At 42.1% G+C, this 13,539-nt stretch carries 14 protein-coding genes; 11 read left to right on the forward strand and 3 right to left on the reverse strand.

Annotation, left to right across the window (positions count from 1 at the left end):
• Positions 1-13 precede the first annotated feature (13 nt).
• Positions 14-946: a sigma-70 family RNA polymerase sigma factor gene (locus J7E78_RS10565; protein WP_215076107.1), complete on the forward strand. Its 933-nt coding sequence runs from the start codon at positions 14-16 to the stop codon at positions 944-946.
• 99 nt (positions 947-1,045) lie between these two features.
• On the opposite strand, the gene J7E78_RS10570 is transcribed toward J7E78_RS10565, so the two are convergent.
• Together J7E78_RS10570 and J7E78_RS10575 are read right to left on the reverse strand one after the other, a co-directional pair.
• Positions 1,046-1,999, reverse strand: coding sequence for a hypothetical protein (locus J7E78_RS10570; protein WP_215076108.1), 954 nt, complete (start codon positions 1,997-1,999; stop codon positions 1,046-1,048).
• A gap of 240 nt (positions 2,000-2,239) precedes the next feature.
• Positions 2,240-2,881, reverse strand: coding sequence for a spore coat protein (locus tag J7E78_RS10575; RefSeq protein ID WP_397330533.1), 642 nt, complete (start codon positions 2,879-2,881; stop codon positions 2,240-2,242).
• 362 nt (positions 2,882-3,243) lie between these two features.
• Here J7E78_RS10575 and J7E78_RS10580 point away from each other — a divergent pair, with 362 nt between their 5' ends.
• The 3 genes from J7E78_RS10580 (at position 3,244) to J7E78_RS10590 (ending at position 5,793) form a co-directional block, all read left to right on the forward strand.
• Positions 3,244-3,780, forward strand: coding sequence for a hypothetical protein (locus J7E78_RS10580; protein WP_215076110.1), 537 nt, complete (start codon positions 3,244-3,246; stop codon positions 3,778-3,780).
• 30 nt (positions 3,781-3,810) lie between these two features.
• Positions 3,811-4,539: a DUF1361 domain-containing protein gene (locus J7E78_RS10585; protein WP_215076111.1), complete on the forward strand. Its 729-nt coding sequence runs from the start codon at positions 3,811-3,813 to the stop codon at positions 4,537-4,539.
• A gap of 231 nt (positions 4,540-4,770) precedes the next feature.
• Positions 4,771-5,793, forward strand: coding sequence for a serine hydrolase domain-containing protein (locus tag J7E78_RS10590; protein ID WP_215076112.1), 1,023 nt, complete (start codon positions 4,771-4,773; stop codon positions 5,791-5,793).
• A gap of 86 nt (positions 5,794-5,879) precedes the next feature.
• On the opposite strand, the gene J7E78_RS10595 is transcribed toward J7E78_RS10590, so the two are convergent.
• A complete protein-coding gene (locus tag J7E78_RS10595; RefSeq protein WP_215076113.1) occupies positions 5,880-6,860 on the reverse strand; it encodes a serine hydrolase domain-containing protein in 981 nt (326 codons plus the stop codon).
• A 253-nt stretch (positions 6,861-7,113) separates the two neighbouring features.
• Here J7E78_RS10595 and J7E78_RS10600 point away from each other — a divergent pair, with 253 nt between their 5' ends.
• The 7 genes from J7E78_RS10600 (at position 7,114) to J7E78_RS10630 (ending at position 13,430) form a co-directional block, all read left to right on the forward strand.
• The gene (locus J7E78_RS10600; protein WP_215076114.1) at positions 7,114-7,383 is read left to right on the forward strand and encodes a DUF6809 family protein; all 270 of its coding nucleotides are present in this window, start codon (positions 7,114-7,116) and stop codon (positions 7,381-7,383) included.
• A gap of 124 nt (positions 7,384-7,507) precedes the next feature.
• Positions 7,508-8,494 carry an ankyrin repeat domain-containing protein gene (locus J7E78_RS10605; protein WP_311516984.1) on the forward strand — a complete coding sequence of 329 codons (987 nt, stop codon included), beginning with the start codon at positions 7,508-7,510 and terminating at the stop codon, positions 8,492-8,494.
• Positions 8,495-8,778: 284 nt separating this feature from the next.
• Positions 8,779-10,086, forward strand: a complete 1,308-nt coding sequence (locus J7E78_RS10610) for an SPFH domain-containing protein (RefSeq protein WP_215076115.1) — start codon at positions 8,779-8,781, stop codon at positions 10,084-10,086.
• Positions 10,086-10,829: a hypothetical protein gene (locus tag J7E78_RS10615; protein ID WP_215076116.1), complete on the forward strand. Its 744-nt coding sequence runs from the start codon at positions 10,086-10,088 to the stop codon at positions 10,827-10,829. Before J7E78_RS10610 ends, J7E78_RS10615 begins: the two co-directional genes overlap by 1 nt.
• A gap of 18 nt (positions 10,830-10,847) precedes the next feature.
• Positions 10,848-11,225: a hypothetical protein gene (locus J7E78_RS10620; protein ID WP_215076117.1), complete on the forward strand. Its 378-nt coding sequence runs from the start codon at positions 10,848-10,850 to the stop codon at positions 11,223-11,225.
• Positions 11,226-11,312: 87 nt separating this feature from the next.
• Positions 11,313-11,789 (forward strand): hypothetical protein, encoded by a 477-nt coding sequence (locus J7E78_RS10625; RefSeq protein ID WP_215076118.1) that lies wholly within the window; start codon positions 11,313-11,315, stop codon positions 11,787-11,789.
• Between the two features lie 288 nt (positions 11,790-12,077).
• Positions 12,078-13,430: a glucoamylase family protein gene (locus J7E78_RS10630; RefSeq protein ID WP_215076119.1), complete on the forward strand. Its 1,353-nt coding sequence runs from the start codon at positions 12,078-12,080 to the stop codon at positions 13,428-13,430.
• Positions 13,431-13,539 lie beyond the last annotated feature (109 nt).

Here is a 13,539-nt window from a genome sequence, read left to right on the forward strand (position 1 = left end):
GAGGAGGCTTCTTATGAATTCTAATTTCCACGCCAATGAGCCAGAAGTGTCTTCTCTGGATGTTGGTGAGTTGTATATTCGTTATAAAAAATATGCATTTTCAATAGCTTACCGCATGCTGGGCAGTGTGGTAGAAGCTGAGGATATAGTGCAGGATTGCTTTGCGGGGATTCAGAGCACGTCTCAGGATATTCGTAATCCCAAGTCCTACATCGCCAGACTGGTTGTGAACCGAAGCTTGAATCTGCTAAATTCCGCCCGTAATCAGCGGGAAAGTTATGTTGGTGAGTGGCTGCCAGAGCCGATGGGTGACAGTGAAGAGGCGAACATGCCAGAGGAAACGATGGAGAAAAAAGAGCTGATCTCCTACGCCTATCTGGTCATGTTGGAGCGTCTATCGCCCATGGAACGGGCTGTTTTTGTCCTTCGTGAAGCATTCCGATATGATTATTCCGAAATTGCGGATTGGCTGGGCAAAACGGAGAGTAACTGCCGTCAAATCTTTAGCCGTGCCAGACGAAATCTGCCCGAAAGACTTCCGCCGATCGAGCAGAGTGATGCGGATATGATCGCCAAAGGTGAATTGCTGAACCGTTTTACAACGGCTTTCCTTCGTTATGACGTCTCTGCCATGCTCGAGTTATTGGCGGATCAGCCTGTATTTACAGCAGATGGCGGTGGCGTTGTGCATACGGTGATGAGAACAATGAACGTGCACAAAGGTGTGCTTGCACTCCTGACCTCACGGCGAGTCCTTACGCGATTGCGTGAGAGAGAATGGGTACCGATGTGGATCAATGGTGAGCTTCAACTTGCGTTGATGAAAGACGGACAATTGTCCGAGGTACTCTGTTTGGAGTTGGACGCTTCTGGAGAGCGGATTGAGGGCGTGTATCTCGTCGTTAATCCGAACAAACTTACATCAATAGACATTTCAACTTTGTGATCCAAATGTAAGGACTTAATATGATTGCCAAAAAAGCGGCAACCTCTCTCTCGAGGACTGCCGCTTTTTTGCATTCACATTTTGCGATTTAGCATCCAATTATTCCCTGGAAAATTGTTGTTGAACAGGCTCAATGATTGCTCGGACTTCAGGTGTAAGCTCATCATTGTTCTGATTCAGAACCTGCAAAATCTTTTCCATGGTATCGAGAAGAACACTCCCCGTATTAGGCTCCCGCTTAGCCAAAGCTTTCTCGTAAGCTTTTTTCACCTCAGGGTCCATGGTGCGGATTTCTTCATCCGTGTACCAATCATATGCAGGCGTGTTGTCACTTCCATAAAAGAGATAATCCACAAATAACCCTTGCTTCACTGCTGATGTGCGATTGGAATTCGGGAATTTGTTCAAAAAGGCTTCTTTCTCCAATGCACGCTGGATTAATTCGTTCCAAGAGATGATAATGCCACCATCTGAAGTCGTCATTTGGTTGGATTCGGTAGCCATAATATTAATGTATGCAGCAATATCAGCCTTAACAAAGGGTTTGAACTTTTGGTATATCTCATAATTGATGATGGGGTAATACAAGCCTTCACTGGTTTCCAGTTTGAACCCGAGATCAGATGCTTCCTGCAGAAGCTTCTTCACGGTCGGATCTTTAATTTCTTTGAGCAGACGACTATATGTAAGCTTCTGTTCGTAACCAAGTTGTTCATGGGCTTGAGATATGGCCTGTTGAAATTGTTCCGTATACATTTGGTGATCCATATTAGCCAATTTCACGTTCTGCATGTTCTCCAGTTGCAGCGTCATTAGCGTGGCCTGCCAAGGACCGACTTTTTTGATATGATTCATCAGGTATTTACGGGCTTTAACCAGACTTTCTGTGGACTTCAGTGCCTCTGTTCGATAGGTTTGGAACTGATGATACACCGCTTTGGAAGCGGGAACAGGTGCAGCCAGTGTTGTTGAAGGTGTGATTATTGCGCCAATGGCAGTACAGCCGAGAGCCATAGCCAGTAAACCAAGTTTAGCAGGTTGCTTCCATCTCATTTGTATACCTCCCCGTAATGAAGAAAAAGCCATTAGAATTTTCTTATAACTGCATTTTACCGCATTTTATATGTATGATCCGTATGTTTAATATGTAAGTTCTGTCTTTGATTAAACCAGTTTCTGGTAAGCGAATCAAGTGTCTTCAGTAGGGAAATGATTACAAATAATTAAAGAACAGCCCCTAAAACCCGAAAGGGTTAAAGAGACTGTTCTAGGTATTCTGACTTTATTTTCTAATTAATGAAGTGGTTTGCTGTTAATAGGCATCTGAGGTGCTCCGGTTGCTGGAATATATGCCTGAAGCATCTGTTGTGTATCACTTGGATTGAGTTGAGGGACTTGATAATAGGCGTTTTTATTCTGGAACATGAAAATTTCATAGGCCATCTCGATAAAATGCTGGATCTGAGAAGCGATGACTCGGCGAACCGTTCCATTTGTGATCTCGCTGCAGGACATGCCGAGCAGACTCGCATGTGACTTGATCAGTCCCAGCATATGAGCGCTAATCCCGGCATCCTTAACATCGGCCAAGCTCTGGTTTGGCTTTTTCGGTGCTGAGGGCTTAAGGCCATATACCGGTGGTACGATGTTGGGGATCATGTAGGTTGCCGTCTCTTGATGAGGCTTCTGTCCGGATGCAAAACACTCTGCTGTCAGATTGTACTGGGATAATATGAAGTTGTACTGCCGGTCCAGAATACCAATCAGTTCCTGGCTCTGCACAAATGTACGAAAGATCATGTATTGATCCAGCACGTTAATGGTGGAGGACAGAATCTCATGCACATCGAACATCTCATGGCCGCCATGATTCATGTTAGGGGTGACATTTGGATTAGCATTCAATGTGGGTTGTACTACATTCTGAGGGTTCATGGAATTTGGATTCATTGTAAATTTGATTCTCCTTTGGTAAATGGTATGATTCTATATAAGTTGAACGAAAAAATATTTACACTTGCCACTCCGATGACAGAACAACCTTCCGATCGCTGTTATCCCCAGATTTTTAATTTAATATTACAAAGGTGAAAATCCGGTGATAAGCTTATGCTTCCGAAGTAGCTTTCTTGTAGAAAGCTTTTAGCGAACGCTTTGCTTCTTCAGGTTCTTTCTGTCCTCTGCGTTCTCGTGCAAATGTATAGTTCAACTTCTATAGTATGCTTAGAGAGTAGTAAACTTATGTAATGTGTTAGGAATATACGCACAATTAGGAACAGGTATGGTGGTGGTTAAAGATGGAAGAGACCGATTGGGGTGTAGCAAAGGATTTGTTCGTCAAACATTACGGGACCGCTATACAGATGCATCGAGAAGGCGTGTATGCCAACTATAAGCGATGGGACGTACCCCAAGAGTTAGAGGAACAATGGATAGGGGAGCGAATTCAACAATTAAGTTCCGAGCTGTCTATCATGAATTGGGATGCGGTGGATGAACTTGCGTTGATTGCCAAACATCGGACAGAACCCAATATAATTAAGGCAATTACAGAATTTGCCTCAAGACAATTGAAGAGTGCGGACAGTATGGTTCGTCTCGTGTATGCTGAACGTCTGATTGAGCTCATTAAACGGTATGAATCTTCTCTGCCGATGGACAAGTTACGGGAAACCTATCAATTGACGATGGACTTGCTGGTCGATGTGGCGACTAAACCGTTGGTGCTTGATCCAGGCCATGAACTACAGCAGTATGGATTAAAGGATAAACGTGGATTGAATTTACGTGTTGAAAAGAACAAGGAAGAAATCATCCGATATTTTCGAAATTAATTTGAATTTTATCAAGTGAGGTCAGAATCATTGAGAAAACTGAATTATATTCGCATATTTATTTTCCTTAGTGTGGTCACAATAGTAACGCTTGGATTGTACTATGTAGCCGCAGATTGGCTGGATCAGCGTTATTTCCGCTTCCTGATCTGGAATCTGTTCTTGGGCTGGATTCCTTTTGTGTTCTCTTATGCAGCCTATCTTCTAAGTGATGTGAAATGGAAAGGTGCCGCATGGCTTGCAGTCGCAAGTGGTCTGCTGTGGTTGTTATTCTTCCCGAACTCTTCTTACATTGTTACGGATTTGGTTCATCTGACAGCGAGAAGTTCCAGGTATTATGGTGGGAACGGAGTGGACTACACGTATTGGTACGACTTGAGTGTTGTATTAATGTTTGTCTGGACTGGACTCCTGCTTGGATTCCTGTCGATGTATCAGCTTCAGGAAGTGATCTATCACCGAATTGGACGCTGGGCATCCTGGATCTTTGTACTGGTTGGCAGTGCTTTGGGAAGTTACGGGGTATTGCTTGGACGTGTATATCGACTGAATAGCTGGGATGCACTGACAAATCGCGAGACGCTGATTGAACTGATGCACGAAAGTGTAAGCCGCCCGTCTCTTGCGTTTTGCCTGTTCTTTGGCACGTTTATCACTTCAATCTATGCCGCATTGTATTATCTGATCAATACGAGGTCTCTCGGTGAAACGAAGAAGAGTGCAGAAAGTCCCGAGTCGGACCTGCAAGCGTTACGCTAACTCATGTTGTCTTGGGGCATGCAGCCAGATAGACTTACGGGAAAACGAGTGGAACAAGTGATTGAACAGCATTTGAGCATGCTTTGTCCAACTTAATCTTACGTTGTCTGAAGAAGGGTATTTCCTTTTATAAGGGAGTAATCCTTCTTTTTATGAAAATTTGGCAGGTATGTAGGATATAACGAAGAATGAGAATGTAATGAATACATAGACAAGTAGGTGAACAACAAAATGTTAAATGCAGTTGAGCTGACAACAAAAGTAGAAGAAGTCATGGAACGCGTGAATTTTTCGGGTGTTGTATTACTCCAGCAAGCCGGGAAAACCCTTTTGAATATGAAACGTGGTTATGCGAATCGCAGTGAAGAGCTTGCCAATCAGGTGGACACACGCTTTGGAATTGCATCAGGATGTAAGATCTTCACGGCAGTGAGTATATGCCAACTCATTGAAGCAGGCAAGTTGTCTGCGGATTCCAAGTTTACGGATGTGTTGGATGTGGAGTTCCCACTGTGGGACGAAGGGATCACCATCCAGCAGTTGTTAACACACACGTCAGGCATTCCGGATTATTTCGATGAAGAAGTGATGGAAGACTTTTCAGAATTATGGAAAGACAGACCCGTCTACGCGATGCGGCGTTTAAGTGACTTTCTGCCCATGTTTCAGCATCTGCCAATGAAGTCTGCTCCGGGTGAACGTTTTCATTACAACAATGCGGGTTTCATTGTGCTGGGACTTATCGTGGAACAACATTCAGGACTGTCATTTACAGATTATGTGGAAGAGCACATTTTCAAAAGGTGTGGCATGAAGGACTCCGGTTATTTCGTAACAGATCAGCTCCCGCGTAACACAGCTTTAGGGTATATCGATCATGAAGATGGCTCTTGGAATACTAATATGTTCTCTATTCCTGTCAAAGGTGGATCAGATGGTGGGGCATATGTTACAGCGCCGGATATGATTCGATTCTGGGAGGCTTTGCTGGGTCACCAATTGTTGAATGAAGAGACGACACAGCAGTTATTAACACCACATGCTCATCAAGAGGATGAAGAGTATTATGGGCAGGGTATCTGGATTGACCGCAAGGAGGAAGACATTTTCAAATTTCATGTCATGGGGTTTGATCCAGGGGTTTCGTTCATGTCTTCCGTGTATCCGGACTATGATCTACAACTGGTTGTGGTCTCTAATCAAGAGTCTGGTCCGTATCCAATAACAATTGCTATCGAAGAAGCTTTGGCATGACGAATAAACCCTCAACCTATGGGCTGGTTATGCCTACATAAGGTTGGGGGTTTATTGGTCGAACAGGAGAGAAGGACTGCCTGCGTTTATAACATTTTCCATAGCTCAGGGGCAATTAATCGAGGGAAAATATCCAACGGAGGTTTCTCTTTCTTTCGTTTGTCATTGGTTAACACCGTAACAAGTTCGAGCTCTGGGACAATATATACATACTGACCACCAAATCCTCGCGCGTAATAATAATGAAGATTGGGTTGGTCGTCTTCAGCAGCAATACCTTCGGCGGCAGACCTTTCATTCGGATAGACATCCACCCACCAATGCCAAGCATAACTGCCGTGATTCGGTGGAGTGACTGTAATGAAAGGCTGCGTCGAACGGGATACGAGATGACTGGAAATGAGAGACTCCCCTTCCCACATCCCTTGCTGTAGAAACAGCTGACCGAATTTCAGCAGATCTACGGGGAACATCTTTAGGCCGAATCCGCCAGTATGTACACCTTGAGGATCACTTTCCCATTCGTAATGCTTAATTCCCAGCGGGCCAAAAAGATAAAGTTCTGCGAACTCGGCTACGTTCATACCTGCATTTTGCATCAGGATGGCGGATAGGATCTGTGATACTCCTGAGTTGTACTCCATATGTGTACCCGGTACATGACTTAACCGTTGTTCCAATGCAAAATCCACCCAATGATCGGTGCGGGTCATGCGAGGGAATGAATTCTGCCCACCGAACTCATCCCAGTTGAATCCGGCTGTCATGGTGAGCAGTTGTTCCAGTGTGATCGCTGGTTTGCGCGGGTCAGGATCGGATGTCAACTGTGGAAAAAAGGTGGAGATTGGGGTTGAAGCCTCTGGCAACAAACCTTTATCCATCGCTATACAGATGAGTGCGGACAGCACACTCTTGGTACATGAATTAATTTTTGCAATATCGGTCGCAGCCTCCTGGTTGCGGTAGTGTTCGTACATGATCTCACCGCGTACGCTGACGAGGCAGCTTCGCAGATCCAGCTGTGGAACAATCTGTTGTAATTTGGATGACAGTGATGAAGGATTCATAGTGTCCTTTCTGTGCGATTGTTTTGTTATAGGATTTTGTAGAAATAGGTGTCCATTATCTTAGCATACTCCCGAGGTAGGGCTCAACAAGCGCTACATTATTATGTCACACCAAGCTTGTAAAATGCGATATCCTATGAAAGCGATAAGAATCTCATGCGAATATTGCATAAATCTCCAGCATTGTCTGTCAATCTTATATAATTGTCATGAGAAGAGCACAAGGCATTTATTAGAGAAAGGGGGATGTGATGTGGGAAATATAATAGAAGAATTATATTACGGTAACCTGAGACCGGAGGAAAGTATTGTTCCTAAAGATTCGGCGTATCGATCTATTAATAAGGAGATTACAGCTTATATTGAAAAATTCAAGAGAGAGCTTTCGGAGGATGAATTTAAACAACTTCAGTTATTGTTTGATATGATGGATCAAGTTCACTCTATACATTCAAAAGAGGCTTTTGCGAGTGGATTCAAAATTGGGACGTTGATTATGATCGAGAGTGGATACTCAAGCTAATATTTTGATTTTTCACAACATGTGGTTATATAGAAGAGGTTTAGACAAAGGAATAGGGGGAACTTTCTTGTTCAAAATCGGAAATTAAGGATCGTTTGAAACGCTTCCTGCTCATGCCAGGGCAATATACGAGGGAGATACCGATGCTGTAGAACAATTCATTAAACAGGGCATGGATCTCGAAGAAGAGATTACGCTCAGTAAATACATAGTATTAACGCCACTCGACCTTGCCTTAATCTGTAATCAACCGGCAGTGGTTAAGTTGTTGGTAGAGCATGGAGTTAATCTGAATGCCAAAAATAATCCGGCGATCCTGAAGGCAGTCAGATATTGTGGAGAAGAAATGGTGCGATACCTGTACAAGCACGGTGCCAAGTTAAATGGACTTAATCGGGTCAAATCTAGTGCATATGATGAAGGCTACTATGGTAACAAAAAGAATATAACAGTGCTGAATGAACTGGGATTGGATATTCAGAAATCGGTAGCTGATCACGATATGATGACAGTCCAGTACTTGCTGGATCAAGGAGTGGATGTCAATTACAATGAACCGGATATGGTATATCCGTACAAGGCTACGCCTCTCACGGTAGCTGCACGACATAATAACATGAAGATGGTTCGATATCTGGTGGACCAAGGAGCAGATGTGACTATTCAGGAGAAGGATGGAGAGCGGGCGTATACGATTGCAGTGAGTCAGAAAAATGAAGAAATGGCGGAATATCTAAAGGGGCATGAACCTCAAGAATTTCAGGATATGAGCAACAAATTGCATGCATTGAAATCATATAAACTGCCACAAAAACTCATTGATTTTCTAACCAGCACTCATAGAAGAATGGACTTGCAAGATAATGAATCAGGCATCCGATATATAGAATTCTTTCATCTGATTGATACGGTGGAGATGAAAATGGGCAGGCAAAAGCTGCTGCGCATATCCTCAAACATCGATCAATACTCACATATTCTGATTGTTTGGAATCCGAGTAAAAAAATGATTGGATATGCAGATATTGAACATCAAGAACATGGAACGATAGCTACATTTGAAGAGTTCATGGGAGATCCTATTGCAGCTATAGAGGATTTCTTGAATTAGATAGATTGTATACGAACTTTCTATTAACCTCTTTCCTATTTAACATTTGGAAGAGGTTTTTACTATTATAAACATGTCGAAATAGGAAAAATATCATATGAAAAATGAACTATGTTAGTGCGCATTAAGGTTAGAAATGGTAAAATATCAATGCCTAAACATGGAAACAAGTTTATGAAAGATTCTGAAAAATTTTTAATATAGGAATTGGTCTAGAATCAGTGTTTTTCAAAAGAACCTTTTAGTAAATTATAGTAATCTAATACTGAATTGAGGAATTAAACATGGCGATTATTGACGTAATTAAGTATGATGGCTCACCTGATGTGTTTGCTTGGAAACATCCTGAGACTGAGTTGGGAACATGGACCCAGTTGATTGTGAATCAATCTCAACAAGCAATTCTTTTCAAGGACGGAAGAGCGCTTGATATGTTTGGACCCGGAAGGCATACGCTGAGTACTGCGAATATCCCAATTTTGAACCGACTCGTTAACCTTCCGTTCGGAGGAAAGTCACCTTTTGCAGCAGAAGTCTGGTATGTCAATCAAGTAAGCGCATTGGACGTTAAATGGGGAACGGCGAATCCGATTCAGATCCAGGATCCCAAGTATAATATTATTGTTCCCGTAAGAACATTTGGACAAATGGGAATTAAAATCTCGGATTCACGGAAATTTTTGATCAAGCTTGTGGGCACACTGCCTGAGTTTACCCAAGCTAATATGATTAATTACTTCCGCGGGCTAATTATCATGAATATTAACTCCATGTTGTCATCCTATCTAATACATAGAAAAGTTAGTGTTTTGGAGATCAATGCCTATATCGCCGAGATTTCAAAGCATTTCGCAGACACAATAGCTTCTACTTTTGAAGAATTTGGTATTGAGTTGATCAACCTCTATATTCACAACGTCAATCTGCCCGAAGAAGATCCTTCCGTCATTCGATTAAGAGAAGCGTTGGCGCGCAAAGCTGAGATGGATATTATTGGGTACACATATCAGCAAGAACGTTCGTTTGATACGCTTGAAGGTGCAGCGAAGAATGAAGGAAGCATGCAGTCAGACATCATGGGCGCAGGACTTGGTATGGGTATGGGGGTTGGTCTGGGTGGTTCTTTCAGTAGCGAGATGTCCCAGATGTCTAAAGTGATGTCGACTAAGGAAACGCCTGCAGTAAGTATATGTAAGCAGTGTAATCATCCGAACCAGGAGAACAGCTCTTTTTGCAGCAAATGTGGCAATTCACTAGCCGAAAAGTCCGCAGTAACAACAGATTGCAACAATTGTGGACATGCTTTGCCAAAGGGAACCAAATTCTGTCCTAACTGTGGTGACAAATACCATGCGTGTCCATCATGTGGAGCGGATAATGCAGAGAACGCATTGGAATGTATTCAATGTCATCAACCGATGCCTAGCCCATGCCCTAACTGTAACCATATGAATTCCGGTCATACAAAATTCTGTGGCAACTGTGGCACAAGTTTAAGCTTGAAATGCAGTCGGTGCCAACATGAAGTAAAACCCGGCCAGAAGTTCTGTCTTGATTGCGGAAACAATCTGCAAGAAGGGGGACAGGCATAGTGGTGGTAAAACGCAGCAATCTCCTGATTTTGGATGTCGTTTATTTAATATGCATGATAGTATCGTCAATCGTTTCTTTTACGGTGTTTAATCATGCGCTTCTATCGTTTTCTTTTTGGATGAATCTCGTTGCTTCTTATGTAGCGATTACGGCTATTTGGATCTACGCACGGTTCATTATGCAAAATATGGATCGGTTTAAACGATTTGTTCCAGGTTACACAGCGTTAGGTGTAGTATTGGTTATTTATCTAATTTGTGTGATGATCTACACGTTGTTAACAGGTTCAGCAGATCATGCGCTTCGTTGGTTCGTATTGTTACACACGGTAACGATTGCGATCGCAACTATTTTGTGCGGAATCATTATGATCTATATTCAGAGTGTGCGCCGTCATGAAACAGATGAACAGACAAAAATCGCAAACTTACAATTAATCGAAAAAGCTTTACAGCAATTGCTTCATACCATGGTGCAACATCCCGTCCTAACTGTGGAAGAGGAGCGCAAAACCGTTCAATCATTAATTGAACTTGTAAAGTATAGTGACCCAATCACACCGGATTCCCTTGAGAAAAATGACCGCCAGATCTTGCTGGATATTGAATTGATGAACAGTGAGCTTGCAAATCAGTATGAAGCAGGGGAATTAATAAATAGTGAACGTTTTGCTTCGCAACTATCCCAGTTAAAGTTCCGTTTGAAAGAGCGCAATCAACAGATCATGACAAGCAAATCATAAATTGTAGGAGGAAACGCGGTGAAAAGATTTTTTGGAATTATATTCATTATCCTTTCGTCTCTGACGATCTTGTTATCTTTAATATTAATATCCGAGGGAACAGAAACGGCCATTATCAGTACGATAATTCTTTTTATCCCTGGGGTTATCGTACTTGTTACGGGCATTAAAATGTGTGGTCGACCTAAGTCTCGTTCTAACACTGATCAATATCATCACTACGATTCTATTGATAAGCAAAATTACGAGGATCAGCATCATGAGAAATATGAAGAGAAAGATGAACTTCAAGAATCTGTAGCCGTGAATTGTTCAGGGTGTGGGGCCAAGGTAAAGGTATATCCTACTTTGTCTGCGGATTGTGAGTATTGTGGAACGACAATGAGGATCTCTTAAACTGCATAGCTGACTCAATGACTTCTTTTACGGATACTTGTAATATACACAGCTAGGTGTAGTGTGATGTTTTAAGGAGGAATCGTGTTGTTAAGGAAGTTATTTGGACTCTTTTTTATATTTTATGCCATTGCGATCCCGATTGCCATGTTTAATGCAAATAATTTCAGAGGTACTAAAAATCTCATTGCTATGGCTGGATTTATGATCGTTGAATTTTTGTTTTTATATTTTGGTATTAAATTGCTTAGGAAAAAACGTGTCCCGGAACGAAAGTTTTATGGAGGAGACTATGGAGGTCATCTTGATCGCGAAAATGTGAATCCGCATACTTATTCAAGTTACAATAGCAACACCGTGAGTTACAGTAGTCATAATACAATTAACTATACAGAGATCAATTTTTCAGACAAGGAAAACGCTGAAGAGAAAGCCGAAGAAAAAGTTGAAGAGCCACAAAGGCCTATTTCAGTGAGTTGCCCGGGGTGTGGGGCGAAGGCAAAAGTGCTTCCTAAGCAATCAACGGACTGCGAGTATTGCGGAACAACAGTTGTAGCAAATTAGAAAGGTTCAGAATGGATACGTGAAGGGTTAAGCCTGATTCCTATGGAGTCAGGCTTTTTATCTCTTCAATTTTGAATCTAAAAGTCCCCCGAACGATCAAATCGTCATATAATTCCACGTGAGTTGCCTTAAAGTAGTTCCTTTAATGAAACGTTTCGAATTTACCTTTATAATTAAGCCACATTATATTCCGTTTTTGTAAGCGTTTTATTTTATTGTTTACGGAAATGGGAAAATTATGATAACATATACACGAAACGTTTCGAATCCATTTGAAGGGAGAAAATCATGAAAAAAGTAAAAATATTCAGCTTTATTTTAACTTTTTGTCTGTTAGCTAATCTAGCTTTAACTCCTATGGCTTCAGCAGGTGACTCAAACCATTTAATTGGATTTCGAGCAGAATTGAAAGCGATTGCATATAAGACCTATACGTTTTTTGAGGACTATACAGATCAGAACACTGGCTTGACTTACGATGAAGTACGGCACACTGAAAACGGGACAGAAGAAGCTAAACGTACCTCGCCCACGAACATTGCAATGTATATGATGAGTACCGTTTCAGCGCAACAATTGGGCATTATTTCAAAGAAAGAAGCTGTACAACGCCTGCAAACGACTATACATTCCCTCGAAAAGTTAGAAAAGTGGAACGGCCTATTTTATAACTGGTATAACACGGATGACGGATCAGTGAAGAAAGATTGGGGCCAATTTATTTCCCAAGTCGATAATGGCTGGTTATCCGCTGGTTTAATTGTTGTTGGGCAAGCCTATGAAGAACTTCATGGGGAAACAAGCAAGTTGGTTACAAATATGAATTATACTCCGCTATATGATCCTGAAGTCGGCCAATTCCGCGGAGGTTATGATGTGTCTAAAGGCGCGCTGACGGACCACCATTATGGGATGTTTTATACGGAACCACGTGTAGGCAGTTATATTGCCATTGGGAAAGGTGACGTTCCCCAAGATCATTGGTGGAAGATGTATCGCACATTACCACAAGAATGGGATTGGCAAGCTCAGATTCCTCAAGGTAAATCCGTTAAGTACGATGGAGTGGATGTGTTTGAAGGGAGTTATGTATACAAGGATAAAAAGTTCGTGCCAAGCTGGGGAGGTAGTATGTTTGAAGCTCTTATGCCCGGTATGGTCATAAAGGAAAAAGAGTTGGGTACTCAAGCTTTGGGATTGAACAACCAGCGTCATGTTGAATTGCAGATCGAATATGCCAAAGAAAAAGGGTATGCCGCATGGGGCTTTTCACCTTCTGCAACTCCGACAGGTTACAGTGAGTTTGCAGCAACGCCGTTAGGTACCTCAGGTTATAAAGATGGAGCAACGGTAACAGCACATGCAACATTTCTGGCCTTGGATTATGCCCCTGAAGCTGTTCGAAAGAACATTAAAGCTTTAAAGAACTTCAAAATGTTTGGCAAATATGGGTTCTATGACTCAGTCAATGTTGAAACGGGAGAACTTGCAAAAGCTTATCTGGCACTGGATCAAGGGATGATTATGGTGTCGATCGCCAACTATCTTCAAGATGGCGTTATACGCGATTATTTTCACAGTGATGTGATAGGGCAGACACCAGAAGAATTATTGAAAAAAGAAGTTTTTTCCATTCAATAAAGGGTTGCTTTAGAGTAGAGTAAGTTCACTAACGAAATGGGACGAAGATTAAAAGATGGGCGGAACGAAGCAGGGTATCAGCATGTTTCGTTCCGTTTTTTGCGTTTAC

The sequence above is a fragment of the Paenibacillus polymyxa genome, from assembly GCF_018614975.1.
GTDB classification, from domain to species: domain Bacteria; phylum Bacillota; class Bacilli; order Paenibacillales; family Paenibacillaceae; genus Paenibacillus; species Paenibacillus polymyxa_E.